Source organism: Pseudomonas sp. 14P5.3.2 (assembly GCF_057799175.1).
In genome coordinates this window covers 120,747-144,681 of sequence record NZ_JBYOKU010000012.1, presented here as the reverse complement: position 1 = coordinate 144,681, position 23,935 = coordinate 120,747, and the positions used below count along the sequence as shown (strand labels likewise).

The following is a 23,935-nucleotide window of genomic DNA, read 5'->3' as shown; positions in this document are numbered from 1 at the left end:
TGGGCTACGCTCACGAAAAGTAAGGGTTTCGGGCTGCGGCCCCTGTCGTACCTGCCCAGGACACGTTTTTGCCAATCCCCATTCACGATCCGCATCAGACTCCCGGCACGCTTAAACGCCTGCCGCTGCGCAAGGCGGCAGCGCTGTTCATCGTTGCGGTGTGCCTGTGCCTGTCCGGCTTGCTTTATCTGCAACTTGAGCAGACCCGACGCCAGGATCTCGCGAGCGCGCAGATCGCTTCTTCCAACCTGACCCGGGCCATGGCGCAGCAGGCCGAAGACACGTTTCTGGCCGCCGATCTGGTGCTCACCAGCCTGGTCGATTGGGTCGAGGACGATGGTTACGGCGCCGCGCAACGACCACGTCTGCAAAAAACCTTCGCGCGTCGGGTGCAACAACTGGAACAGTTGCACGGTATGTTCCTGTTCGATCGCGACGGTCAGTGGGTGATCACGTCATTTACGGATCTGCCTCGTGGCAATGGTGTGGCCGACCGCGAGTACTTCAAGTTTCACCAGCAGAACGTTTCCTCCGTGACGCACATCGGCCCGGCGATTCGCAGCCGCGAGAATGGCGAGTGGATCATCCCGATCTCGAAACGCATCAACGACCGCGCCGGCAATTTCCAGGGCGTGCTGATGGCCGGGATCAAGATGGCGTACTTCGACCGGTTCTTCAAAAGCTTCAGCCTCGATGACAACGGCATCATGTTTCTCGGCCTCAAGGACGGCACGTTGCTGGCGCGGCGGCCGTTCGACGAAGGCCTGATCGGTTCGTCGCTGGCCAAAGGCAGGATTTACCAGAAGCTGCTGCCCGAAGCCCCGGCCGGTACCGCGATGATCAAGTCGGTGGTCGATGGCGTGGTGCGTCTGTACGGCTACCGGCAATTGGCGTCGTATCCGCTGGTGGTCGCGGCGGCGTCATCGCGCGATACGATTCTCAAGGGTTGGTATGAGCGGGCCTTTCAGTCCAGCGTGATTGTGGCGCTGGTGATTCTTGGCGTCGGCCTGTTCGGCTGGGTGTTCATTCATCAGGTGCGCGACGGCGAGCGTATCGAGAAAAACCTGCGCAAGGCGCAGCGCGCACTGGAGCAGATCGCTACCCACGACAGCCTGACAGGGCTGGCAAACCGGCGGCTGTTCGAGCGATCTCTGGAGATCGAATTCGCCCGCGGCGCACGGCAGTCGAGTCCGGTCGGTCTGATCATGCTCGATATCGATTTCTTCAAGCGCTACAACGATGCCTACGGTCACGTGGCGGGTGATCACTGCCTGACGCAGGTGGCGCAGGTGCTGAAGAATTGTACCCAGCGCAAGTCTGACCTGGCGGTGCGTTACGGTGGTGAGGAGTTTGCGGTGCTGTTGCCGGACACCGACATCAACGGCGCGCTGGCGATTGCCGGGCAGATCCGTCGCAGCGTGATGGACAAACGCATCACCCACAGTGGTTCGCCCACCGGGTATCTGACGGTGAGCCTGGGCTGCTATTCATTCATTCCCAGCGGCAATGACAGCCTCGAAGTGTTTATCCAGCGGGCTGACGCAGCGCTGTATCAGGCGAAAAATGCCGGCCGCAATCGCGCGGCGGTGTTGTCGCTGGATGCAGGCTTTGCCGAGTTGATTCGTTCGGATCGCTGACGTTTCGACGCTTCAACAAGGGTGAGGGAGCAAGCTCCCTCACGCGGGTCTCATCACCAACCGTAACGCCGGTTCGTTCAGCTGCCCGAGCCACCGCCCGCACCGCCGGTTCCGCCCCCGGCCGCGCCTGTGCCACCGCCAGCGCCGGAGCCCGAACCCATGGCGCCGCCGTTGGTGCCGGTGCCGTTGCCAGAACCAGGGCTACCAGCGCCGTTACTGCCGGCAGGCGCACCCGGGGTGTTGTCCGGCGGCTTAGGCGTGCTTTTGTTGACGTCGGGGTTGGTACTCGATGTGCCAGAACTGTCGTTCGCCGCGAAGCTGGCAGCCGAGGTGGCGGCGAGCAGGCCGGCGAGCAACAACGAGGTGAGTGTGCGTGTAGTCATGGTACGTCTCCAAAAGGGGTCGGTTACCTGACTTTGGTCTGGCACTTTTGCCCGTTGGTGCCGATTGGCTGACGAGCGGTTGTTCAGCCTCAGTGTCGGTCGTCCGCCAGTTTCTGCTCCAGCACCTGACGCACCTGTGGCCACTCGTCATCGATGATGCTGAAACGCACCGAGTTACGTTTGCGGCCGTCCGGCATGATCCGCTCGTGGCGCACGATGCCTTCCTGTTGCGCACCGAGGCGCAGAATCGCGTTGCGCGACTTCTGGTTGTTCTCGTCGGTGGTGAACTGCACTCGCACGCAATCGAGCACCTCGAAGGCGTGGCGCAACATCAGGTATTTGGCTTCAGTGTTGACGAAGGATTTCTGCCAGCGCGCCGAAATCCAGCTGCTGCCGATTTCCAGTTTGCGATTGAACGGATCGATCTTCCAGAACCGGGTCGAGCCGATCACTTCGCCGCTATCCTTCAACACGATCGCAAACGGCATGACCGTGCCGGCGTCGCGGCCGTCGAGGGCTTTTTTCAGATAGCTGTCGATGGTGCTCGCCGAAGGCACCACGGTGACGGTGAGGTTCCACAGTTCGCCGTCGGCGGCAGCGCGGAGCAGGGCGTCGGCGTCGCTGTACTGAAGCGGGCGCAGGAGGATGCGCGGGCCTTGCAGCGTGGTAAGCATGGGATCGGGTCTCGGCAGATCGGGCGGATGGCGAGCGCCTATTACGCCGCAGCCGGTTGATCCGATGCAACCACCGCCGTTAGCACAGGGTCACAATTTTCACACCTTGTTCGCCGGAGCCTGAACGATGAAAAACCTGCGGATCGCCACGTTCAACGTCAACGGCCTGCGCGCACGCTTGCCGAACCTGCTGGAGTGGCTCAAGCGCGAGCAACCGGACATCGCTTGTCTGCAGGAACTCAAGTCAGTCGACAGTGCATTTCCGGTAGCTGAACTTGAAGCCGCCGGTTATGGCGCGATCTGGCACGGTCAGGCGTCATGGAACGGGGTGGCGATCCTCGCCCGCGATGCGCAACCGCTGGAGAGCCGCCGCGGCCTGCCGGGCGATCCCGAGGACAAGCACAGTCGTTATCTGGAAGCGGCGGTGCACGGGATATTGGTCGGCTGCCTGTACCTGCCTAACGGCAACCCGCAGCCGGGGCCGAAGTTCGACTACAAACTGGCCTGGTTCGAGCGCTTGATCCGCTACGCCAAGGATCTGCAAGGCAGCGATCATCCGGTGGTGCTCGCTGGCGATTACAACGTGGTGCCCACCGACATGGACATCTACAACACCCGCTCGTGGCTCAAGGATGCGCTGCTGCAACCCGAAAGCCGCGAGTGTTATCAACGGCTGCTTGATCAGGGCTGGACCGATTCGCTGCGCCATCTGTATCCCGACGATCGCCTCTACACGTTCTGGGATTACTTCCGTCAGCATTGGCAAACCAACTCTGGCCTGCGCATCGATCATCTGCTGCTCAACCCGGCACTCAGTCCGTATCTGCACGAGGCCGGTGTAGACGCTTGGGTGCGCAACGAACCGCATGCCAGCGACCATGCGCCGACCTGGATTCGCATCGGTTCGCGCAAACGTCGGTAACGTTGATTGGCGAAATCAATTGTCGGAATCGGCGCCCGATCCCGTATACATGTCGGCCAGCGGCGCAGCGATCCGCGGCCACATGCAAAAGGACTGAGCAATGAGCGAGCCACGTCTGGCGAATCCGACGTTGTATCTGCAACACCTGGGCTTCAATGCCCCACCGGCACCGACGCTGGAAACCCTGCGGCAGTTGCAGTTGCGCCATACCGGCGTCTTTCCCTTCGAGAATCTGTCGACGATCACGGGTGCCCCGGTGCTGATCGATCTGGCGTCGGTCGAACAAAAAGTTCTCCACGGTGGCCGTGGCGGTTACTGCTACGAACTGAACAATCTGTTTCTGGCGTTATTGCTGGAGCTGGGCTTCGACGCCCGTGGTATCTCCGGGCGTGTGGTGCTGGCGCAACCCGAAGGCACGTGGACGGCGCGTACCCATCGCTTGAGCCTGGTAATCATCGATGGCGAGCGCTACATCACCGACGTCGGCTTTGGCGGTATGGTGCCGACCGCGCCGCTGCTGCTCGATACCGAGGCTGAACAGGCGACGCCGCACGAGTCCTATCGCATCGAGAAACAGGCCGATGGCTACATGCTGCGGGCCAATGTCGCCGGTGAATGGCGCGCGATGTACCTGTTTGATCTGCAACGCCAGGAAGACATCGATTACACCCTCGGCAACTGGTACGTATCGACTCATCCGGAATCACCGTTTGCTCAGCGGCTGATGGTTGCGCGCACTGGCGATGGCTGGCGCCGGACCCTGAACAACGGCAGTTTCGCGATTCATCATATGGGCGGCGCCAGCGAGCGACGCGAGGTGGCGGATGTCGCTGAACTGCTTGAAGTGCTGGAGCAGGAATTCGGCCTGCGCGTGCCTGAGCAGCCGCATGTGCGCCAGTCGCTGGCGCGGATGCTCGTACCGGCCTGATCTCAGGGCTTGGCCTCCGGCTCCAGTACCCGGCGGATTTCCCCGACCGCCGCCGACAGCTTTTTTTCCAGACTCTTGAGGTCGGCGGCGGTGATGCCTTTCTTGAATTGCCCGGAGTGGGGCAGCTCGACCTCCTGCTTTTTGCTGCCAGCCTCCAGCAGGGCATGGCGCAGGGTGTTGTTGATCACGGTCTGATAACCGAACCCTTCGTTTTCCGCCACGCTGCGGGCGGCTTCGATGACCGCGTCATCGAGCATGATGGTTATGCGGGTCTTGCCCTTGGTGGGCGCCAAGGCTCCGCGTTTGCCCTGCGAGAAGTCGTATTCGTCTTTCATCGTTCAAGCCTCCAGAAAATAAGCGCAACGCTCGCTCGGTGCGGCGACACGTGCAGAAATGATTCGTACGACGTTGGCTTCGCGATAACTGTACGCAACCACCAGCAAACGTCCTTTGCCATCGAGACCGAGGGTGATCCAGCGCTGTTCGTCATGGTCGTTGTCCTCGATCGTCAGCGCGCGTTCGTCATGAAAGACCGGCTCGGTCTCGGCAAGGCTGACGCCTCTATGCTTGAGTTTGTTGGCTGCGTTCTTGCTTTTGTCGTACTGAATTTCGAATGACTTCATTATGCATACTTTATATGTATAAAAAACAGCGCCGATACACCGCTGGTCGCCATGAACACTTCAGCCTAGTGCGATAAAAACCGGGGGCAGGAGGGGATGTGTTGCCGGATTTGTGGGAGATGGGGGGGGCGAGATAGAAGCTTGGGTGGCTACCTATCCATTATGTGACCGATAAGTTGTATACAACTCTATGGACATTTGTCACGAGTATTGAATACAGTGTGCGCATAACAAAAACCAGGGAACCCCCCACATGAAAACGCCCCATGTTTCACACCAACGGCCCGAGGACGAAAATCTCGGGGTCGGCGCGAATATGGCTTACGGCCTGCAACATGTTCTGACCATGTACGGCGGTATCGTTGCGGTGCCGCTGATCATCGGCCAGGCGGCCGGGCTGTCGCCGGCGGACATTGGTTTGTTGATTGCTGCTTCATTGTTTGCGGGGGGGCTGGCGACACTGCTGCAAACCCTGGGTCTACCGTTTTTTGGCTGTCAGTTGCCGCTGGTGCAGGGTGTGTCGTTCTCCGGTGTGGCGACCATGGTCGCGATCGTCAGCAGTGGCGGGGAGGGCGGCTTCCAGTCTGTGCTGGGCGCGGTGATTGCCGCGTCGTTGATCGGCTTGCTGATCACCCCGGTGTTCTCGCGAATCACCAAGTTTTTCCCACCGCTGGTAACCGGCATCGTGATCACCACCATCGGCCTGACGCTGATGCCGGTGGCCGCGCGTTGGGCCATGGGTGGCAACAGCCATGCGCCGGACTTCGGCAGCATGCAGAACATCGGTCTGGCGGCGGTGACGCTGGTGCTGGTGTTGCTGTTGAGCAAGGTCGGCAGCTCGACCATCTCGCGTCTGTCGATCCTGTTGGCCATGGTGATCGGCACGATTCTCGCGGTGTTCCTCGGCATGGCGGATTTCTCCGGTGTCGCCCAAGGGCCGATGTTCGGCTTTCCGACGCCGTTTCACTTCGGCATGCCGACTTTCCACTTCGCCGCGATCCTGTCGATGTGCATCGTGGTCATGGTGACCCTGGTGGAAACCTCGGCGGACATTCTGGCGGTCGGTGAGATCATCGGCACCAAAGTCGACTCCAAGCGCCTGGGCAACGGTCTGCGTGCGGACATGCTGTCGAGCATGTTTGCGCCGATCTTCGGTTCGTTCACCCAGAGCGCCTTCGCGCAGAACGTCGGGCTGGTGGCGGTGACCGGAATCAAGAGCCGTTATGTCGTGGCCACCGGCGGTGTTTTCCTGGTGATCCTCGGCCTGCTGCCGTTCATGGGGCGGGTGATCGCTGCGGTGCCGACGTCAGTGCTGGGCGGCGCCGGTATCGTGCTGTTCGGGACGGTCGCGGCGAGCGGGATTCGCACGCTGTCGAAGGTCGATTACCGCAACAACGTCAACCTGATCATCGTCGCCACCTCGATCGGCTTCGGCATGATCCCGATTGCCGCACCGAACTTCTACGATCATTTCCCGAGCTGGTTCGCCACCATTTTCCACTCGGGCATCAGCTCGTCGGCGATCATGGCGATTGTGCTGAACCTGACTTTCAACCACTTCACTGCCGGCAACTCGGACCAGCAGTCGGTGTTTGCCGCAGCGGAAGAGCGCACCCTGCGTTATCGCGACCTGGCGGCGCTGCGGGAAGGCGATTACTTCAGCGACGGCAAGCTGCACGATTGCGATGGCAAGGAAGTGCCGGTGATCGAGGTCGATGCCGATCATGACCACGGTCACGGTACGCCGAAGCCCCAAGTGAAGAGCAGCGAACACGTCTGATCGCTGAATGCATGAAAAGGGCCGATCTGTTGTGAGACAGATCGGCCCTTTTCGTTTCGCAGCAGATTTTCCATCGCCCACAAAAAAGCCCCTGAATCTTTCGATTCAGGGGCTTTGCTATTTGGCTCCACAACCTGGACTCGAACCAGGGACCCAATGATTAACAGTCATTTGCTCTACCAACTGAGCTATTGCGGAATTGGTGCGTATGTTACTGATTCAAAAAGAGAAGTCAAGCACAGGATATAAGATTTCTGGTTTGAGCAGGACGGACGGTGCTTTGTCAGCGATTAGCGATTACCAGAACCGCCTCACAGGTCTACCATGGCTGCCCGGAAGTGGTCACACGCGCTGCCGGCCATTTGCCAAAAGGTACGCGCCATGATTCAAACCGTTCTGATTTCTCTTTCACGCGAGGTGTTCGTATGAGCGTCACGCAGATCAGCCTGCCTAAAGGCGTCGGCCCGCACGCCGAGAAACTCTTCGACGCGATTACCCAGGCCAGCACCGCTGAGGAGTTGAACCGCGCCGGCGGCAAGGCCGAAGGTTTCGTGCTCGGCCTGGAAAGCACCAAGGCAATCAAAAGCCAGATCGCCGAATCGCTGTACGTCGCCTATGACGACGCAGCCAGTCAACGTGCGACGGAACTGGCTTAACCGCCGAAAGTGATGGTGCCGAGCATCAGCTTGGCATAAGCCGCGGTAGCGGCCAGTTGCACCACCCATAAGGCCAGCCCACCAAGGAACACGCCCGCTGCGACTTGCAGTACCAGGCTCTTGTCGCGCTTGGCCGTGGTGCGAGGGATGAAATCATCCAGATCGTCTCGGTCGGCGCGCAGGTTGTCATTTTTCATTTGGGTTCTCACAGAATTCCTGGATGTATACGAAATCTGTGGGAGCGGGCTTGCTCGCGAAAGCGTCGGGTCAGTCGCCATGATCTTTGGCTGATACACCGCTTTCGCGAGCAAGCCCGCTCCCACACTTCAGATTTGTGTGCAGTTTAGAGGGAATGTTGCATTCCTTCGGACAAATAAAAACGGGAAGCCCCAAGGCTTCCCGTTTTTCATTGCCAGGCGAAATCAGATGACCTGAACGATCGCATCCGTGACCGCTTTGATGTTGCTCTGATTCAGTGCCGCGACGCAGATGCGGCCGGTGTCCAGGGCGTAGATGCCGAACTCGCTGCGCAGGCGGTGCACCTGTTCGGTGGTCAGGCCGGAGTAGGAGAACATGCCGCGCTGACGGCCGACGAAGCTGAAGTCACGCTGCGGGGCTTTCTCGGCCAGCAGGGCGACCATCTGCTCGCGCATGCCGCGAATGCGCAGACGCATTTCTGCCAGTTCCGCTTCCCACTGGGCGCGCAGTTCCGGGCTGTTCAACACAGCGGCGACGATGCTTGCACCGTGGGTCGGCGGGTTGGAGTAGTTGGTGCGGATCACACGCTTGACCTGCGACAGCACGCGCGCGCTTTCTTCTTTCGACTCGCTGACGATCGACAGGGCGCCAACGCGCTCGCCGTACAGCGAGAACGACTTGGAGAACGAACTCGAGACGAAGAAAGTCAGGCCCGATTCAGCGAACAGGCGCACAGCCGCCGCGTCTTCGTCGATGCCGTCGCCGAAACCCTGGTAAGCCATGTCGAGGAACGGCACGTGACCTTTGGCCTTGACCACGTCCAGTACGTTCTTCCAGTCGGCCGGGGTCAGGTCGACGCCGGTCGGGTTGTGGCAGCAGGCGTGCAGCACAACGATCGAGCCGTTCGGCAGGGCGTTGAGGTCTTCGAGCATGCCGGCACGGTTCACGTCGTGGGTGGCAGCGTCGTAGTAACGGTAGTTCTGCACCGGGAAGCCAGCGGTTTCGAACAGTGCGCGGTGGTTTTCCCAGCTCGGGTCGCTGATCGCCACGACGGCGTTCGGCAGCAGTTGCTTGAGGAAGTCGGCACCGATTTTCAGTGCGCCGGTACCGCCGACAGCCTGAGTGGTGACGATGCGACCGGCAGCGATCAGCGGCGAGTCGTTACCGAACAGCAGCTTTTGCACCGCCTGGTCGTAGGCCGCGATGCCGTCGATCGGCAGGTAGCCACGGGAGGCGTGCTGAGCAGCGCGAATGGTTTCGGCTTCGATCACCGCGCGCAGCAGGGGAATTCGCCCCTCTTCGTTGCAGTAAACACCTACACCCAGGTTGACCTTGGTGGTCCGGGTATCGGCGTTGAATGCTTCGTTGAGGCCCAGGATTGGATCGCGGGGTGCCATTTCGACAGCGGAGAACAGGCTCATTATTACGGCGGCTCTGAATGGAGAGTGGAGGGACGTGTCGCGCTCCAGCCGAATGCACTAGAGCGGTGCACAAACGGGGAGCTAGTATAGAGGCCATCACTGAGCAATGGCGACAGGCGATTCAGCTTTTCAGGCAAGTTTTTCCGATTATTTCTTGACCGTTAGTCGATTGACTCTGTCAGAGACTTTACCGGATGTAGGCCGTTTGCCTTGAAAGGCGAGGCAATCGGCTCCACATTGAGCACAATCTTCGTTTTTCCTTGGGCGACAACGGTCGTTTGCGGTCATCCCCGTGGCTCGGCTGTTTTCTGCGCGAGCCGCGATCCCAGAGGTGTGTATGTCCGAATTCCAGCTAGTCACCCGCTTCGAGCCCGCCGGCGATCAGCCTGAAGCCATCCGCCAATTGGTGGAGGGCATCGAGGCTGGGCTGGCGCACCAGACGCTGCTCGGTGTGACCGGCTCGGGCAAGACCTTCAGCATCGCCAATGTCATCTCGCAGGTACAGCGCCCGACGCTGGTGCTGGCGCCGAACAAGACCCTCGCCGCGCAGCTGTATGGCGAGTTCAAGGCGTTCTTCCCGAACAACGCGGTCGAGTATTTCGTTTCCTACTACGACTACTACCAGCCAGAAGCCTATGTGCCGTCGTCCGACACCTTCATCGAGAAGGACGCGTCGATCAACGACCACATCGAGCAGATGCGTCTGTCCGCGACCAAGGCGTTGCTCGAGCGCAAAGACGCGATCATCGTCACCACGGTGTCGTGCATTTACGGTCTGGGTAGCCCGGAAACCTATTTGAAGATGGTGCTGCACGTCGATCGCGGCGACAAACTCGATCAGCGCGCCTTGCTGCGGCGTCTGGCCGATCTGCAATACACCCGCAACGACATGGATTTTGCCCGGGCGACGTTCCGGGTGCGCGGCGATGTGATCGACATCTATCCGGCGGAATCCGATCTGGAAGCGATCCGCATCGAGCTGTTCGATGACGAGGTCGAGAGCATTTCCGCGTTCGACCCGCTGACCGGCGAAGTCATCCGCAAGATGCCGCGCTTCACCTTCTACCCGAAGAGTCACTACGTGACGCCGCGCGAGACCCTGCTCGACGCCATCGAGCACATCAAAGTCGAGTTGCAGGAGCGCCTCGAATACCTGCGCAGCAACAACAAACTGGTCGAGGCCCAGCGCCTTGAACAGCGCACCCGTTTCGACCTGGAAATGATCCTCGAACTGGGTTACTGCAACGGCATCGAAAACTACTCGCGCTACCTGTCCGGGCGCCCGGCCGGTGCCGCGCCGCCGACGCTGTATGACTATCTGCCGGCCGACGCCTTGCTGGTGATCGACGAATCCCACGTCAGCGTGCCGCAAGTCGGTGCGATGTATAAGGGTGACCGTTCGCGTAAGGAAACCCTGGTCGAATACGGCTTCCGCTTGCCTTCGGCACTGGACAACCGGCCGATGCGTTTTGACGAGTGGGAAGGGGTGAGCCCGCAGACCATTTTCGTCTCGGCGACCCCGGGTAACTACGAGGCCGAGCATGCCGGGCGCGTGGTCGAGCAAGTGGTGCGTCCGACCGGTCTGGTTGACCCGCAGGTTGAAGTGCGTCCGGCGCTGACCCAGGTTGATGACCTGCTCTCGGAAATCACCAAACGCGTGGCGGTCGAGGAGCGGGTGCTGGTCACCACGTTGACCAAACGCATGGCCGAAGACCTCACCGATTACCTCGCCGACCACGGCGTGCGCGTGCGTTATCTGCACTCGGACATCGACACGGTCGAGCGGGTTGAGATCATTCGCGATCTGCGTCTGGGCACCTTCGATGTGCTGGTGGGGATCAACCTGCTGCGTGAAGGTCTGGACATGCCGGAAGTGTCGCTGGTGGCGATTCTCGACGCGGACAAGGAAGGCTTCCTGCGTTCCGAGCGCTCGCTGATTCAGACCATTGGCCGGGCCGCGCGGAACCTCAATGGCCGGGCGATTCTCTACGCCGATCGCATCACTGGCTCGATGGAGCGGGCGATTGGCGAGACCGAACGCCGTCGCGACAAGCAGATCGCCTTCAACCTTGAAAACGGAATCACCCCGAAGGGTGTGTTCAAGGACGTCGCCGACATCATGGAAGGCGCCACCGTGCCCGGCTCGCGCAGCAAGAAGCGCAAGGGCATGGCCAAGGCTGCCGAAGAAAGCGCCAAGTACGAAGCCGAACTGCGCTCGCCGAGCGAAATCACCAAGCGCATTCGCGCGCTGGAAGAGAAGATGTATCAGTTGGCGCGGGATCTGGAGTTTGAAGCGGCGGCGCAGATGCGCGATGAGATTGCCAAACTTCGCGAGCGGCTGTTGGCGGTTTGATCTTCATCGTCTGACCAGGCCTCTTCGCGAGCAAGCCCGCTCCCACAGGGATTGATGGTGTACACAAAATGTGTGATCACCAAAGAAGCCTGTGAGAACTGACTTGGCCCCATCGCTGGCAAGCCAGCTCCCACAAGGATTGATGGTGTACACAAAATGTGTGATCACCAAAGAAACTTGTGGGAGCGGGCTTGCTCGCGAAGAGGCCGGTCCAGACACCACAGAAATCAGTGGGCTTCCCCAGCCTTCAACCCCGCCGGCAATTTCCTGGTCAGCAAAATCGCCAGCATGCTGATCCCCAGCGCAATCCCGACAAAGTGAAACGCATCGTTATAGGCCATGATCAGCGCCTGCTGATGCACGATCTCGCTCATCTTGCCCAGCGCCGCGGTGTCGCTGCCAAACCGGTCGGTCATTGAGGCCATGCGTTCGGCCACTTGCGGGTTGGTCGGCACAATCGACTCACGCAGATAATCGAAGTAGGTCTTGGTCCGCGCATCCAAAAGCGTGGCGAGCAGGGCAATGCCGATCGCACCACCCAGGTTGCGCAGGATGTTGAACAGACTCGATGCCGACCCCGCGTCCTGCGGCAGGATGTACGCCGTGGCGATCAGCGAAATGGTGACCATGATCAGCGGCTGACCCAGCGCGCGGATGATCTGGATCTGATTGAACTGCGGCCCGGCGAAATCCGGGTTGAGCACCCCCGAAGAAAAACTCGCCAGCCCGAACAAGCCAAAGCCAAGGGTGCACAGCCACTTCGGCGACACGAACTTCATCAGCTTCGGCACCAGCGGAATCAGGAACAGCTGCGGCACGCCCATCCACATGATCACTTCGCCGATCTGCAGGGCGTTGTAGTTCTGGATCTGCGCCAGGTACAGCGGCAGCAGATAAATCGAGCCATACAAGCCGACGCCCATGCCGAGGCTGGAAATGCTCGACAGGCCGAAGTTGCGATTGCGCAGAATGCCGAGGTTGATCAGCGGATTGGGTTTGGAAATCTGCACGATGACGAAGGTGATCAGGCTCAGCAGGGCAATGCTGCCCAAGGTCACGATCAGGTTCGATTCGAGCCAGTCCTTGCGATGGCCCTCTTCAAGAAAAACCTGCAGACAACCGAGGCCGACACCCAGCGTGAGAATCCCGGTGTAGTCGGTGCTTTTCAGCAGTTCCCAGTGCGCTTCCTTCTTTTCCAGCCCGTACATCAGCCCGGCGATCATGATCAGCCCCGGCGGGATGTTGATGTAGAAAATGTATTCCCAGCCCCAGTTTTCCGTGAGCCAGCCGCCAAGCGTAGGGCCGATGGACGGGGCGAAGGTCGCGGTCATGGCGAACATCGCCATGCCTTTGGCGCGGTGGTGTTCGGGGAGTTTGATCAGGGTCAGGGTGAACGCCAGCGGAATCAGCGCGCCGCCGGTGAAGCCTTGCATGGCACGAAAGACGATCATGCTTTCGAGGCTCCAGGCCATCGAACATAGCAAGGATGAAATCAGAAAACCCAGCGACACCCACACCGCCAGCCGACGCGCCGAGAGCAACTGCACCAGCCACGCGGTCAGCGGGATCATGATGATTTCCGCGACCAGGTATGAGGTGGAAATCCACGAGCCTTCTTCCAGCGTCGCCGACAGCGCGCCCTGGATGTCCTTGAGCGAAGAGTTGGTGATCTGAATGTCGAGCACTGCCATGAAGGCGCCGAGCATCACGCTCATCACCGCGATCCAGTCCCGCCGGGTCGGTTCGCCGACCGGGCGGATCAGCGAATCACCGGCCATTGTCTGGGGCGTCTTTGATATTCACGGTGGCGGTGACCGACATGCCCGGGCGGATCTTGCCGTGCAGCGGGTTGTCGGCCTTGAACGTCAGTTTCACCGGAATCCGCTGCACGACTTTGGTGAAGTTGCCGGTGGCGTTGTCCGGCGGCAGCAGGCTGAACTGCGCACCGGAGGCGGCGAACAGGCTGTCGACCCGTGCTTCGATCGGCGTGTCACTGTAAGCGTCGAAGGTCAGCTCGGCTTTTTGTCCGGGGAGCATGCGGCCGATCTGGGTTTCCTTGAAGTTGGCCTGCACCCAGATGTCTTCGTCCGGGACGATCGACAGCAGATAGGCGCCTGCCTGCACTACTTGGCCATTGCGTGCAGCACGCTGGCCGACCATGCCGCTGATCGGCGCGTGGATTTCGCTGCGGGTCAGGTTGAGTTCGGCTTGCGCCAGATCGGCGCGGGCGTTGGCGATCTGCGCGTCGAGGCGTTTGATCTCGGCGGTGAGTGCGTTGACCTGCTGGCGCTGGCTCTGTGCATCGGCCTGGGCCTTGGCCACTTGCGAGCGGGCGATATGGGCGTCGGCGGAAAGGGTGGTCACGCGCTCTTCGGAAACGTAACCCGGTTTGCGCAAGGTTTCGGCTCGCGACAAGTCCATCTGCGAACGACCAAGGGTGGCTTGGGTGGTCGCTACCTGCGCGTCGCTGGCGGCGATCAGGCTCGATTGCTGCGTCAATTTGCTCTGTGCCTGCAAACGCTCGGCTTCGCGGGTGGCGAGGGCGGCGTTGGCGCGATCGACGGCCAGGCGGAAATCAGCGGGTTCAAGGCGCACCAGCAACTGGCCTTTTTCCACATGCTGGTTGTCCTGCACCAGCACTTCGTCGATGCGTGCGCTCAATTGGCTGGAAACGCGGGTGATCTCGCCTTGGACATAGGCGTTATCGGTGCTTTCATAAAACCGGCCCTTGAAAAACCAATGGGCGAAGAAGCCCCCGGCAATCAACAGAACCAGCAGCAGGAAAATAAACAGGCGACGCTTGAGTTGGGCAGGCATGAGGCAAACTGTAGTCGAGGAATTGTAAGGAAAGTTCTCTGCGGCTGAATCTGGCATACAGCCGATAAACGGTAAATGCCAACGGCTGATATTCGGCCCGTCACCACGGTCTATGGGCGTTACAGACGCAAACTTGGCTTAAATGCCCTGTCCGCTGGAGCGGGGCGGGTGTCGCCTGTTACCATTCGCGGCTTGATTGTTCTTTGCTTTTCATTCTTTTCGAGACATGCCATGACCACCGTCCGCACTCGCATCGCGCCATCGCCTACCGGGGACCCCCACGTAGGTACCGCTTACATCGCATTGTTCAACTACTGCTTTGCCAAGCAGCATGGCGGTGAGTTCATCCTGCGCATCGAAGACACCGACCAGTTGCGTTCGACCCGCGAGTCCGAGCAGCAGATCTTCGACGCCCTGCGCTGGCTGGGTATCGACTGGAGCGAAGGCCCGGACGTTGGCGGCCCGCACGGTCCGTATCGGCAGAGCGAGCGTGGCGATATCTATCAGAAGTATTGCCAGCAACTGGTCGACATGGGCCACGCGTTCCCGTGCTTCTGCACCGCTGAAGAGCTGGACCAGATGCGCGCCGAGCAGATGGCGCGCGGCGAAACCCCGCGTTACGACGGACGCGCGCTGCTGCTGTCGAAGGAAGAAGTCGCGGTCCGTCTGGCGGCTGGCGAACCGCACGTGATCCGCATGAAAGTGCCGACCGAAGGCGTCTGCGTGGTGCCGGACATGTTGCGCGGCGATGTCGAGATCCCGTGGGATCGCATGGACATGCAAGTGCTGATGAAGACCGACGGCCTGCCGACGTACTTCCTCGCCAACGTGGTCGACGACCACCTGATGGGCATCACCCACGTGCTGCGCGGCGAAGAGTGGCTGCCATCGGCGCCGAAACTGATTCTGCTGTACGAATACTTCGGCTGGGAGCAGCCGGAGCTGTGCTACATGCCGCTGCTGCGTAACCCGGACAAGAGCAAGCTGTCCAAGCGCAAGAACCCGACCTCGGTGACGTTCTACGAGCGCATGGGCTTCATGCCGGAAGCGATGCTCAACTACCTCGGTCGCATGGGCTGGTCGATGCCGGACGAGCGCGAGAAGTTCTCGCTGCAGGAAATGGTCGACAACTTCGACCTCAAGCGCGTGTCGCTCGGCGGGCCGATCTTCGACATCGAGAAACTGTCGTGGCTCAACGGCCAGTGGCTGCGTGACCTGCCGGTGGAAGAGTTCGCCGCACGCGTGCAGAAGTGGGCGTTCAACTCCGAATACATGATGAAGATCGCACCGCTGGTGCAGGGTCGCGTGGAAACCTTCAGCCAGGTTGCACCGCTGGGCGGCTTCTTCTTTGCCGGTGGCGTGAATCCGGATGCCAAGCTGTTCGAGTCGAAAAAGCTCTCGGGCGATCAGGTGCGTCAGCTGATGCAACTGATCCTGTGGAAGCTGGAAAGCCTGCGGCAGTGGGAGAAGGACAACATCACTGCAACGATTCAGGCAGTGGTCGAATCCCTCGAGCTGAAATTGCGTGACGCGATGCCGCTGATGTTTGCCGCGATCACCGGGCAGGCCAGTTCGGTGTCGGTGCTCGATGCAATGGAAATCCTCGGCCCGGACCTGACCCGTTTCCGTCTGCGCCAGGCGATCGACCTGCTGGGCGGTGTGTCGAAGAAAGAAAACAAAGAGTGGGAAAAGCTGCTGGGCGCGATTGCCTGAGCACGTCTGACTCTGCAGTAACCACCGAAGGCCGGGATCGTTTGATTCCGGCCTTCGGCGTTTTTCCCCCGGATTTTCGGGGGGAGGGCGGTAAGTGATTGTTATGCCGACAAAAAACTTTGAAATTTTTCAAAAATAAGTTTGACAGGCTTTCGATACGCCCTTAAGATTCGCCCCGTCCTCAGCGATGACATCAACGATGAGGGGCTATAGCTCAGCTGGGAGAGCGCTTGCATGGCATGCAAGAGGTCGACGGTTCGATCCCGTCTAGCTCCACCAATTTACACTTCGAAGCCTGGCCACACCGGCTCCGAAGCGATCAACACTCAGCGTTGATCAGTTGTATAGAAGGGTTTGCGTCCCCTTCGTCTAGTGGCCTAGGACACCGCCCTTTCACGGCGGTAACAGGGGTTCGAGTCCCCTAGGGGACGCCAGTTTTACAGAAGTGATGTTGCAAGATGTCACTCCGCCGCGAGGCGAAAAATCCGGGGCTATAGCTCAGCTGGGAGAGCGCCTGCATGGCATGCAGGAGGTCAGCGGTTCGATCCCGCTTAGCTCCACCAATTTACAGTTCAAGGTCTGGCCACACCGGCCTTGAATCAGATCAGATCTCAGCACTGATCAGCTGTATAGAAGGGTTTGTGTCCCCTTCGTCTAGTGGCCTAGGACACCGCCCTTTCACGGCGGTAACAGGGGTTCGAGTCCCCTAGGGGACGCCACGATTACCCGCTCTGCGGGATTTATAAGGGTCATTCAATTATTGAATGGCCCTTTTGTTTGTCTGGCATTTGGCCAAATCTCCTTTTTCCTTACACTGTGCTTCAGACCAGCGGTCATATCCTCGACTTGCAGAATATTATTATGCGAATAATATTCTAGTCGTAATATTCGGAGGCAACGATGAACGATAAAAAAGCTCAAACCCGCGAACGCATCCTCAAGGCTGCCAGCGCCGCACTGATCCAGCGTGGCCCAGCAGATCCCAGCGTGGGCGAAGTGATGGGCGCTGCAGGCCTGACCGTCGGAGGTTTCTATGCGCACTTCGAAAGCAAGGACGCCATGATGCTCGAGGCGTTCAAGCAATTGCTGGGACGTCGACGCGACTTGATTGCCGACATGGACTCCGAGCTGACCGGCGAAGAGCGTCGCGCCCTGGTCGCTGCGTTCTACCTGTCGCGCAAGCATCGGGATTCCAGCGACGCCGCGTGTCCGATTCCGGCCTCGATCGGCGAGCTGGGACGTTTGCCGGAGTCGTTTCGCATCGCGCTGAACGAACACCTGGAACTGATGATTGCGCAGTTGGCGTCCAGCCCCGAGGACACCGACAAAGCGCTGGCCGATGTGGCGTTGATGGTGGGTGGTCTGGCGTTGGCACGCGCGCTGGGCCCGGGCGATTTATCCGATCGATTGCTGCGCGCTGCCAAGTCGGCGGTGCGTTGACCTGAAGGCAACATGCCTGAGGAGAAAGCGATGAACACGTTGAAGTGGGTTCGTGGCGTTAATGGCACCTTGGGCTGGATTGCACCGCAACGGGTAGCAAGCAAAATGCGTCAGGCGTTCATGACGCCACGTTCGCTGCCGCTGCGCGATTGGGAGCTGCCGCTGCTGGCGAGCGCCGAACGCATCACGCTGCGTTTCGGCCTGTCGGCGCTGCGCTGGGGCCAGGGACCGGCGGTGCTGTTGATGCACGGCTGGGAAGGGCGACCCACGCAGTTTGCGGCGTTGATCACCGCGCTGGTCGAGGCCGGTTACACCGTTGTCGCGCTGGACGGCCCGGCCCACGGCCGCTCACCGGGGCGCGAGGCCAATGTCGTGCTGTTCGCCCGCGCCATGCTCGAAGCCGCTGCGGAACTGCCACCTCTTCAAGCCGTCATCGGCCACTCAATGGGCGGCGCCAGCGCCATGCTTGCCGTGCAACTGGGCCTGCGCACCGAAACCCTCGTCAGCATCGCAGCTCCCGCGCGGATTCTCGGCGTGCTGCGCGGTTTTGCCCGCTATGTCGGCATGCCACCGCGGGCGCGCTCGGCGTTCATCCGACAGGTCGAGCAGGACGTCGGCATGCGTGCCGCGACCCTCGATGTCGCGCACTATCAACTGGATATGCCGGGCCTGATCGTGCATGCCGAGGACGACACCTTCGTCTCGGTCAAGGAATCGCAATTGATCCACGAGTCCTGGTTCGACAGCCGCCTGCTGCGCCTGGAAAGCGGCGGCCACCAGCGAGTGCTGGCCGACCCTCGGGTGGTTGATGGGGTGTTATCACTGTTGGCGGGGCGCAGCCTTCAGGCGCGGCAATCGGCCTGACATCCGTTACACTGCCCCGGTTGAATAATCTGACCGGGAGTGGGGCATGGGCTGGGATCGGGCAACGCCGTTCACCATTGATCTGCAAGTAGGCGCCGAGGACATCGACGGGCTGGGCCACGCGAACAACGCGGTGTACGTGACCTGGCTCGAACGCTGCGCCTGGCGCCACTCGCAGCGGCTGGGGCTGGATCTGGTCGAGTACCGGCGCCTGGACCGGGCGATGGCCGTGGTGCGCCACGAAATCGATTACCTGGCGGCGGCCTACGAAGGCGACGAGCTGCAACTGGCGACCTGGATCGTCGATTGGGATCAGCGCCTGAAAATGACCCGCCACTTCCAGCTGATCCGCCCCAGCGACAACGCCACTTTACTGCGCGCCCAAACCACGTTCGTCTGCATCGAACTGTCTACCGGCAAGCCCAAGCGCATGCCGGCGGAGTTCATCGAGGGTTATGGCCCGGCGATCCAAAATCCAGAAACAGTGCAGCTCTAATGTGGGAGCGAGCTTGCTCGCGAAAGCGGTGGGCCAGTGACGGTTGCATCAACTGATACACCGCTTTCGCGAGCAAGCTCGCTCCCACAGGAAAGAGTGTTGTTCTGCGGATTTGCGCGATATCCAGTAAACTGCGGCACGTTTTTTCTTCCTGAGTAGTGTTTTCCCCATGCAAATTGCCCTGGCGCCCATGGAGGGGCTGGTCGACGACATCCTGCGCGACGTGCTGACCCGCGTTGGCGGCATCGACTGGTGCGTGACCGAATTCATTCGGATCAACGATCAGTTGCTTACCCCGGCCTACTTCCACAAGTTCGGCCCGGAGCTGCTCAACGGCGCCCGCACCCGTTCCGGCGTGCCGCTGCGTGTGCAATTGTTGGGTTCCGATCCGGTGTGCCTGGCGGAAAACGCGGCGCTGGCCTGCGAGCTCGGTTCGGAAGTGATCGACCTGAACTTCGGCTGCCCGGCCAAGACCGTCAACAAATCCCGGGGCGGGGCAGTGCTGCTCAAGGAGCCGGAACTGCTCAACAGCATCGTCGAACACGTGCGTCGCGCCGTGCCGGCACATATCCCGGTCACCGCGAAGATGCGCCTGGGCTTCGATAGCCCGGACGGCTCGCTGGTCTGCGCCACTGCGCTGGCCGAGGGCGGCGCCGAGCACATCGTGGTTCACGCCCGGACCAAGGTCGATGGCTACAAGCCGCCGGCGCATTGGGAGTGGATTCCGCGGGTGCAGGACGTGGTCAAGGTGCCGGTGTTCGCCAACGGTGATATCTGGAGCGTCGAGGACTGGCGCCGCTGCCGCGAGATCAGTGGCGTCGAAGACATCATGCTCGGTCGCGGTCTGGTGTCACGCCCGGATCTGGCCCGGCAGATCGCTGCCGCGCGCGCCGGTGAAGAAGTGGTCGAGATGAGCTGGGCCGAGCTGCTGCCGCTGATTCAGGACTTCTGGCTGCAAGCCAAGGCGCAGATGACTGCACGCCAATCGCCGGGTCGCTTGAAGCAATGGCTGGCGATGCTGACGCGCAATTATCCCGAAGCGACCGAGCTGTTTACCGTGCTGCGTCGTGAGACAGAACCGGATCAAGTCTCGCGTTTGCTCGGTTTGCCCGTCGCCGAAGCGGCCTGAAAAAAATCTTCAAATAATCTCTTGAAATCATTTTGGCGGTCCCTATCTAAGGGTTACGCGATGCCGAATTCGGGTCGCGGAGTCAAAAAACCTTGCTGATTGTTTTCAGGAGATTTGAACCATGAGTACTGCATTTTCCCTGGCACCACTGTTCCGTTCCTCGGTTGGTTTCGACCGTTTCAACGATCTGTTCGAAACCGCGCTGCGCAACGAGCCAGGCAGCACCTACCCACCCTACAACGTGGAAAAACACGGTGACGATCAATACCGCATCGTCGTAGCGGCAGCCGGTTTCCAGGAAGAAGACCTGGAGCTGCAAGTCGAGAAGGGTGTGCTGACCATCAGTGGCGGCAAGCGTGATGCCAACGAAGGCGTGACCTTCCTGCATCAAGGCATTGCCCAGCGTGCTTTCAAGCTGTCCTTCCGCCTGGCCGATCACATCGAGATCAAGGCCGCCGATCTGAGCAACGGTCTGCTGAGCATCGACCTGTTGCGGGTGATCCCGGAGGAAGCGAAAGCCAAGCGCATCCCGATCAGCGGAGCGCAAAAGCCGGCTCTGCAGTAAGGCCGAGCAGGAAAAAAGGGCGCCACTGGCGCCCTTTTTTGTGCTCGTCATTCGAGCATCTTTTTCAACGCCTCCAACGCCACCGGCCGACTGTGCAGATAGCCCTGATACAAATGGCAACCCAGCCCTTGCAGGAACGCCAGTTGCTCCGGCGTCTCGACACCTTCGGCAATCACCTCCAGTTCCAGGCTGCGGGCCATGGCGACGATGGCGCGGATGATCTCGGCGTCGTTGGGGTCGGTGGTCGCGTCGCGGATGAATGACTGGTCGATTTTCAGGGTGTCCACCGGCAGGCGTTTGAGGTAGGTCAGCGATGAATAGCCGGTGCCGAAATCGTCCATGGCGAAGCTCACGCCGAGTTTTTTCAGGCGGCGCATTTTGCTGATGGTGTCTTCCAGGTTCTGGATGACGATGCCTTCGGTGATCTCCAGTTTAAGTAGCGAGCAGGGCAGGCCGTGGCTGCTCATGCTGTGTTCGATGCGTTCGACGAAGTCGTTCTGGCGGAACTGGCGTGGGCTGATGTTCACGCACAGGCTGAAGTTGAACGGGTCAACCAGTTTCAAGGCAATCAGCTGTTTGAACGCCTCGCAGGCCTCGTCGAGGATCCAGGTGCCGACTTCCAGAATCAGACCGCTGTCTTCCAGCACCTTGATGAACTCGGTGGGCGATTGCGCGCCGAGTTCCGGGTGATTCCAGCGCACCAGGGCTTCGGCGCCAATGATGCGGTTGTCCCGCGCATCGACCTGCGGCTGGTAGTGCACGTTGAATTCGCCACGGGACAGCGCCAGACGCAGATCGGTCTCCATGCGCAGCCGTTCGCTGGCCGCCTTCTGCATGGTGTTGTGGTACATCTGCGTGGTGTTGCGCCCGGAGTCCTTGGCCCGGTACAGGGCAATGTCTGCGCGCTTGAGCAGATCGGTCGGGGTCGAGCCGTGATCGGGAATCAGTGCCACGCCGATACTCGGCGTCACTTGCAGGCGCTGGCCGTCGAGGAACATCGGCTCCGACAGCAGTTCGCGAATGGTGTCGGCCAGTTCCCGCACTTGTGCACTGACCTCGTTGCGCGTGCCTTCCAGACCGCTGAGCAGCACCACGAATTCATCGCCGCCGAGACGTGCCACCGTGTCTTCCATGCGCACGCTGGCTTCAAGCCGCGCAGTGACGATTTTCAGCACCGTGTCGCCGACCGGGTGGCCGAGCGAGTCGTTGATGTGCTTGAAGTGGTCAAGATCGAGGAACAGCAGCGCGCCGCGCAGATTGTGGCGCTTGAGCAGGGCGATCTGCTGGCTCAGGCGATCCATCAGCAGGGCGCGGTTGGGCAGATTGGTCAGCGGGTCGTGATAGGCCAGGTGACGGATCTGCGCTTCAGCATTTTTCAGCAGGCTGACGTCCCGGGCGGTCAGCAGCAGGCATGCGGTTTCGTTGAGGGTGATCGGTTCGATCGACACTTCCACGGTCAGCAGTTCGCCGCGCTTGTTGCGCCCGAGCATTTCCTGATGATGCACGCGGCCTTTGATCTGCAGTTCGGCAAACAGCGCCGAGCGTTGTTTCTCTTCGGCCCAGATGCCGATCTGGTACACGGTTTTGCCCACCACTTCTTCCGCGCGATAGCCGGTGAGGCGGCAGAAACCGTCGTTGACCTCCAGATAGCGCCCGGTATCGCGCTCAGTGATGGTGATCGCATCGGGGCTGGAGTGAAACGCCTTGGCGAATTTCTCTTCGCTGGCCTTGAGTGCGGCTTCGGAGCGCTGCTGCTGGGTGATGTCGCGCAAAGTGGTGACGATGCACGGCTGATTGCCAACGCTGATCTGTCGGCTGGAAATCACGCAGGTCAGTGACTGGCCGTCCTTGTGCTGGACGATGATCGCGACATTGCTCAGGCCCTGTTCGCGGATCACCCGCTCGATGCGTTGCAGGCTTTTCGCCGAGGCGTCCCACAGGCCGATGTCTTCGGCGGTGCGCCCGATCACGTCGGCGGCGCTCCAGCCGAAGGTCTGGGTGAAGCTGTTATTGATTTCGATGAACTCGCCGCTGTCCTGCCGCGTGACGCAGATCGGATCGGGGCTGACCTGGAACAGCGTGGCGAATTTCTCTTCCGAGGCCACCAGACGTTGCTCGCGCTCGACCTGATCGGTGATGTCCAGCAAGGTCCCGGCCATGCGCAGCGGCGCGCCGTTCTCGTCGCGATAGAGGCGGGCGCGGCTTTCCAGATAGCGTGAGCTGCCATCCGGCAATTGCACGCGGTAGGTCAGTTGATAATTGCCCGCCGGGCCTTCGCGCAGGCTGCGGTAGGCGTCGCGCATGCTGTCGCGTTCTTCGCCGGGCACGCCTTCAAAGAACTCTTCGAACGACTCGTGAAACGGGATCGGCTCCAGCCCGTGCAGTTGCGCGGCCCGTGCCGAGCCATAGAGCATGCCGCTGGGGATGTGCCAGTCCCAGGTGCCGAGTTGCGCCGAGTCCAGCGCCAGATCGAGGCGTTCCTGGCTGTCTTTCAAGGCGTGTTCGGCGGCTTTGCGTTCGGTGGTGTCGAGAAAGGTGCTGAGCAGATACGGCTGGCCTTCAAGTTCGACCTTCTGCGCGCTGAGGATGCCGTCATGAATCTGGCCGTTGCTTGCGCGGAACTGCACTTCCATGCTGATCAGTTCGCCCTTGGCCTTGGTCCTTTTCACCAGTTCTGCGCGTTGCTCCGGGTGCACCCACAGGCCCAGCTCCAGGGTGGTGCGGCCAATGGCGCTCTGTACCGGCCAACCGAACAGGCTTTCGAAATATTGGTTGGCCTCGGTGATCAGACCGTCTTCCTGGCGCGTCAGCAGCACCATGTTCGGGCACAGGTGAAAGAGTGTGGCGAAACGTTTCTCCGAGCTGCTCAGGGCCTGCTCGCGTTGGCGCTGGTGGGTGATTTCACGAATCACCCCGATCATTCGAGGACGCCCCTGTTTGTCCGGTAGCAGACTGCCGCTGATTTCCAGCCAGTGCAGACTGCCATCGGGCCAGCGGATGCGGTGGTGCATCGCCTGTTCCAGCGGTGCTCCGGCAATCACCGCGTGGAATGCCCTGACGGTTTTCGCGCGGTCCTCGGGCGGCAACAGGTCGAGGTATTCCAGATCCTGCGGCAGCGGTTGCCGTGGATCGAAGCCGAACAGCGCCTGGGTGCCCCGTGACCAACTGATCTGCCCGCGCTCGATATCCCAATACCAGGCACCGAGCCGGGCGCCGTTGAGCGCGGCGAGCAATTGCGGCGCACTCTCCCAGCTCTGCTCGGAACGTCGCGGATCAATGGCCTGAATACGCGGCATCGGCGGAATTCGGTCAACAGATTTGGGCATTGTTAACGGG

Annotated in this window: 21 protein-coding genes and 5 tRNA genes; 16 read left to right on the top strand and 10 right to left on the bottom strand. The window is 60.6% G+C overall.

Going from position 1 to position 23,935, the window contains the following annotated elements; translation table 11 throughout:
• Positions 1 to 68 precede the first annotated feature (68 nt).
• The gene (locus AC27VU_RS12755) at positions 69 to 1,637 is read left to right on the top strand and encodes a sensor domain-containing diguanylate cyclase (RefSeq protein ID WP_488724190.1); all 1,569 of its coding nucleotides are present in this window, start codon (positions 69 to 71) and stop codon (positions 1,635 to 1,637) included.
• 77 nt (positions 1,638 to 1,714) lie between these two features.
• Here AC27VU_RS12755 and AC27VU_RS12750 read toward each other — a convergent pair whose 3' ends face one another.
• Together AC27VU_RS12750 and AC27VU_RS12745 are read right to left on the bottom strand one after the other, a co-directional pair.
• On the bottom strand, positions 1,715 to 2,020 hold the full coding sequence (locus AC27VU_RS12750) for a hypothetical protein (protein WP_003226473.1): 306 nt from the start codon (positions 2,018 to 2,020) through the stop codon (positions 1,715 to 1,717).
• Positions 2,021 to 2,109: 89 nt separating this feature from the next.
• The gene (locus AC27VU_RS12745; RefSeq protein ID WP_488724189.1) at positions 2,110 to 2,694 is read right to left on the bottom strand and encodes a GNAT family N-acetyltransferase; all 585 of its coding nucleotides are present in this window, start codon (positions 2,692 to 2,694) and stop codon (positions 2,110 to 2,112) included.
• A gap of 127 nt (positions 2,695 to 2,821) precedes the next feature.
• Here AC27VU_RS12745 and xth point away from each other — a divergent pair, with 127 nt between their 5' ends.
• Both xth and AC27VU_RS12735 read left to right on the top strand, forming a co-directional pair.
• Positions 2,822 to 3,616 carry an exodeoxyribonuclease III gene (xth, locus tag AC27VU_RS12740; protein ID WP_400508010.1) on the top strand — a complete coding sequence of 265 codons (795 nt, stop codon included), beginning with the start codon at positions 2,822 to 2,824 and terminating at the stop codon, positions 3,614 to 3,616.
• Positions 3,617 to 3,716: 100 nt separating this feature from the next.
• On the top strand, positions 3,717 to 4,544 hold the full coding sequence (locus AC27VU_RS12735; protein ID WP_488724188.1) for an arylamine N-acetyltransferase family protein: 828 nt from the start codon (positions 3,717 to 3,719) through the stop codon (positions 4,542 to 4,544).
• 2 nt (positions 4,545 to 4,546) lie between these two features.
• Here AC27VU_RS12735 and AC27VU_RS12730 read toward each other — a convergent pair whose 3' ends face one another.
• Positions 4,547 to 4,879 (bottom strand): BrnA antitoxin family protein, encoded by a 333-nt coding sequence (locus AC27VU_RS12730; RefSeq protein WP_488724187.1) that lies wholly within the window; start codon positions 4,877 to 4,879, stop codon positions 4,547 to 4,549.
• Between the two features lie 3 nt (positions 4,880 to 4,882).
• Entirely contained in the window at positions 4,883 to 5,167 is a 285-nt protein-coding gene (locus tag AC27VU_RS12725) for a BrnT family toxin (RefSeq protein WP_488724186.1), read from the bottom strand.
• Between the two features lie 253 nt (positions 5,168 to 5,420).
• Between AC27VU_RS12725 and AC27VU_RS12720 the strand changes: the two genes are divergently transcribed.
• Positions 5,421 to 6,947 (top strand): nucleobase:cation symporter-2 family protein, encoded by a 1,527-nt coding sequence (locus tag AC27VU_RS12720; RefSeq protein WP_003226461.1) that lies wholly within the window; start codon positions 5,421 to 5,423, stop codon positions 6,945 to 6,947.
• A gap of 122 nt (positions 6,948 to 7,069) precedes the next feature.
• Here AC27VU_RS12720 and AC27VU_RS12715 read toward each other — a convergent pair.
• Positions 7,070 to 7,145, bottom strand: a tRNA-Asn gene (locus AC27VU_RS12715).
• A 227-nt stretch (positions 7,146 to 7,372) separates the two neighbouring features.
• On the opposite strand from AC27VU_RS12715, the gene AC27VU_RS12710 reads away from it, so the two are divergent.
• On the top strand, positions 7,373 to 7,603 hold the full coding sequence (locus AC27VU_RS12710; protein ID WP_003226459.1) for a hypothetical protein: 231 nt from the start codon (positions 7,373 to 7,375) through the stop codon (positions 7,601 to 7,603).
• Here AC27VU_RS12710 and AC27VU_RS12705 read toward each other — a convergent pair.
• Positions 7,600 to 7,800, bottom strand: a complete 201-nt coding sequence (locus AC27VU_RS12705) for a hypothetical protein (RefSeq protein ID WP_488724185.1) — start codon at positions 7,798 to 7,800, stop codon at positions 7,600 to 7,602. The two genes, AC27VU_RS12710 and AC27VU_RS12705, sit on opposite strands and share 4 nt — an antisense overlap.
• Positions 7,801 to 8,025: 225 nt before the next feature.
• A complete protein-coding gene (locus AC27VU_RS12700; RefSeq protein WP_488724184.1) occupies positions 8,026 to 9,222 on the bottom strand; it encodes an amino acid aminotransferase in 1,197 nt (398 codons plus the stop codon).
• 337 nt (positions 9,223 to 9,559) lie between these two features.
• Between AC27VU_RS12700 and uvrB the strand changes: the two genes are divergently transcribed.
• Positions 9,560 to 11,575: an excinuclease ABC subunit UvrB gene (gene uvrB / locus AC27VU_RS12695; protein ID WP_003226454.1), complete on the top strand. Its 2,016-nt coding sequence runs from the start codon at positions 9,560 to 9,562 to the stop codon at positions 11,573 to 11,575.
• 227 nt (positions 11,576 to 11,802) lie between these two features.
• Here the strand turns inward: uvrB and AC27VU_RS12690 are convergent, their stop codons facing one another.
• On the bottom strand, positions 11,803 to 13,353 hold the full coding sequence (locus AC27VU_RS12690) for an MDR family MFS transporter (protein ID WP_260525034.1): 1,551 nt from the start codon (positions 13,351 to 13,353) through the stop codon (positions 11,803 to 11,805).
• The gene (locus AC27VU_RS12685; protein WP_488724183.1) at positions 13,343 to 14,392 is read right to left on the bottom strand and encodes an HlyD family secretion protein; all 1,050 of its coding nucleotides are present in this window, start codon (positions 14,390 to 14,392) and stop codon (positions 13,343 to 13,345) included. The genes AC27VU_RS12690 and AC27VU_RS12685 overlap by 11 nt, the downstream gene beginning before the upstream one ends.
• A gap of 231 nt (positions 14,393 to 14,623) precedes the next feature.
• Here AC27VU_RS12685 and gltX point away from each other — a divergent pair, with 231 nt between their 5' ends.
• The 10 genes from gltX (at position 14,624) to AC27VU_RS12635 (ending at position 20,599) form a co-directional block, all read left to right on the top strand.
• Complete coding sequence (gltX, locus tag AC27VU_RS12680; RefSeq protein ID WP_338802516.1) at positions 14,624 to 16,105, top strand: glutamate--tRNA ligase; 1,482 nt, start codon at positions 14,624 to 14,626, stop codon at positions 16,103 to 16,105.
• Positions 16,106 to 16,308: 203 nt separating this feature from the next.
• Positions 16,309 to 16,384: transfer RNA gene (locus AC27VU_RS12675), tRNA-Ala, on the top strand.
• A gap of 79 nt (positions 16,385 to 16,463) precedes the next feature.
• Positions 16,464 to 16,539, top strand: a tRNA-Glu gene (locus AC27VU_RS12670).
• Between the two features lie 53 nt (positions 16,540 to 16,592).
• Positions 16,593 to 16,668, top strand: a tRNA-Ala gene (locus tag AC27VU_RS12665).
• A gap of 80 nt (positions 16,669 to 16,748) precedes the next feature.
• Positions 16,749 to 16,824: transfer RNA gene (locus tag AC27VU_RS12660), tRNA-Glu, on the top strand.
• 181 nt (positions 16,825 to 17,005) lie between these two features.
• A complete protein-coding gene (locus AC27VU_RS12655) occupies positions 17,006 to 17,545 on the top strand; it encodes a TetR/AcrR family transcriptional regulator (RefSeq protein WP_045122549.1) in 540 nt (179 codons plus the stop codon).
• 30 nt (positions 17,546 to 17,575) lie between these two features.
• Positions 17,576 to 18,409: an alpha/beta fold hydrolase gene (locus AC27VU_RS12650; protein ID WP_003226446.1), complete on the top strand. Its 834-nt coding sequence runs from the start codon at positions 17,576 to 17,578 to the stop codon at positions 18,407 to 18,409.
• A gap of 46 nt (positions 18,410 to 18,455) precedes the next feature.
• Positions 18,456 to 18,905 carry an acyl-CoA thioesterase gene (locus AC27VU_RS12645; protein WP_103520446.1) on the top strand — a complete coding sequence of 150 codons (450 nt, stop codon included), beginning with the start codon at positions 18,456 to 18,458 and terminating at the stop codon, positions 18,903 to 18,905.
• A gap of 169 nt (positions 18,906 to 19,074) precedes the next feature.
• Entirely contained in the window at positions 19,075 to 20,034 is a 960-nt protein-coding gene (locus tag AC27VU_RS12640; protein WP_003226441.1) for a tRNA dihydrouridine synthase, read from the top strand.
• A gap of 121 nt (positions 20,035 to 20,155) precedes the next feature.
• Positions 20,156 to 20,599 carry an Hsp20 family protein gene (locus AC27VU_RS12635; protein WP_003226440.1) on the top strand — a complete coding sequence of 148 codons (444 nt, stop codon included), beginning with the start codon at positions 20,156 to 20,158 and terminating at the stop codon, positions 20,597 to 20,599.
• A gap of 47 nt (positions 20,600 to 20,646) precedes the next feature.
• Here AC27VU_RS12635 and AC27VU_RS12630 read toward each other — a convergent pair whose 3' ends face one another.
• Positions 20,647 to 23,925 (bottom strand): PAS domain S-box protein, encoded by a 3,279-nt coding sequence (locus tag AC27VU_RS12630; RefSeq protein ID WP_003226438.1) that lies wholly within the window; start codon positions 23,923 to 23,925, stop codon positions 20,647 to 20,649.
• Positions 23,926 to 23,935 lie beyond the last annotated feature (10 nt).

Coding starts and splice junctions, on each gene's coding strand:
- AC27VU_RS12750 (WP_003226473.1), bottom strand. CDS start 2,020: ATGACTACACGCACACTCACCTCGTTGTTGCTCGCCGGCCTGCTCGCC.
- AC27VU_RS12745 (WP_488724189.1), bottom strand. CDS start 2,694: ATGCTTACCACGCTGCAAGGCCCGCGCATCCTCCTGCGCCCGCTTCAG.
- xth (WP_400508010.1), top strand. CDS start 2,822: ATGAAAAACCTGCGGATCGCCACGTTCAACGTCAACGGCCTGCGCGCA.
- AC27VU_RS12735 (WP_488724188.1), top strand. CDS start 3,717: ATGAGCGAGCCACGTCTGGCGAATCCGACGTTGTATCTGCAACACCTG.
- AC27VU_RS12730 (WP_488724187.1), bottom strand. CDS start 4,879: ATGAAAGACGAATACGACTTCTCGCAGGGCAAACGCGGAGCCTTGGCG.
- AC27VU_RS12725 (WP_488724186.1), bottom strand. CDS start 5,167: ATGAAGTCATTCGAAATTCAGTACGACAAAAGCAAGAACGCAGCCAAC.
- AC27VU_RS12720 (WP_003226461.1), top strand. CDS start 5,421: ATGAAAACGCCCCATGTTTCACACCAACGGCCCGAGGACGAAAATCTC.
- AC27VU_RS12710 (WP_003226459.1), top strand. CDS start 7,373: ATGAGCGTCACGCAGATCAGCCTGCCTAAAGGCGTCGGCCCGCACGCC.
- AC27VU_RS12705 (WP_488724185.1), bottom strand. CDS start 7,800: ATGAAAAATGACAACCTGCGCGCCGACCGAGACGATCTGGATGATTTC.
- AC27VU_RS12700 (WP_488724184.1), bottom strand. CDS start 9,222: ATGAGCCTGTTCTCCGCTGTCGAAATGGCACCCCGCGATCCAATCCTG.
- uvrB (WP_003226454.1), top strand. CDS start 9,560: ATGTCCGAATTCCAGCTAGTCACCCGCTTCGAGCCCGCCGGCGATCAG.
- AC27VU_RS12690 (WP_260525034.1), bottom strand. CDS start 13,353: ATGGCCGGTGATTCGCTGATCCGCCCGGTCGGCGAACCGACCCGGCGG.
- AC27VU_RS12685 (WP_488724183.1), bottom strand. CDS start 14,392: ATGCCTGCCCAACTCAAGCGTCGCCTGTTTATTTTCCTGCTGCTGGTT.
- gltX (WP_338802516.1), top strand. CDS start 14,624: ATGACCACCGTCCGCACTCGCATCGCGCCATCGCCTACCGGGGACCCC.
- AC27VU_RS12655 (WP_045122549.1), top strand. CDS start 17,006: ATGAACGATAAAAAAGCTCAAACCCGCGAACGCATCCTCAAGGCTGCC.
- AC27VU_RS12650 (WP_003226446.1), top strand. CDS start 17,576: ATGAACACGTTGAAGTGGGTTCGTGGCGTTAATGGCACCTTGGGCTGG.
- AC27VU_RS12645 (WP_103520446.1), top strand. CDS start 18,456: ATGGGCTGGGATCGGGCAACGCCGTTCACCATTGATCTGCAAGTAGGC.
- AC27VU_RS12640 (WP_003226441.1), top strand. CDS start 19,075: ATGCAAATTGCCCTGGCGCCCATGGAGGGGCTGGTCGACGACATCCTG.
- AC27VU_RS12635 (WP_003226440.1), top strand. CDS start 20,156: ATGAGTACTGCATTTTCCCTGGCACCACTGTTCCGTTCCTCGGTTGGT.
- AC27VU_RS12630 (WP_003226438.1), bottom strand. CDS start 23,925: ATGCCCAAATCTGTTGACCGAATTCCGCCGATGCCGCGTATTCAGGCC.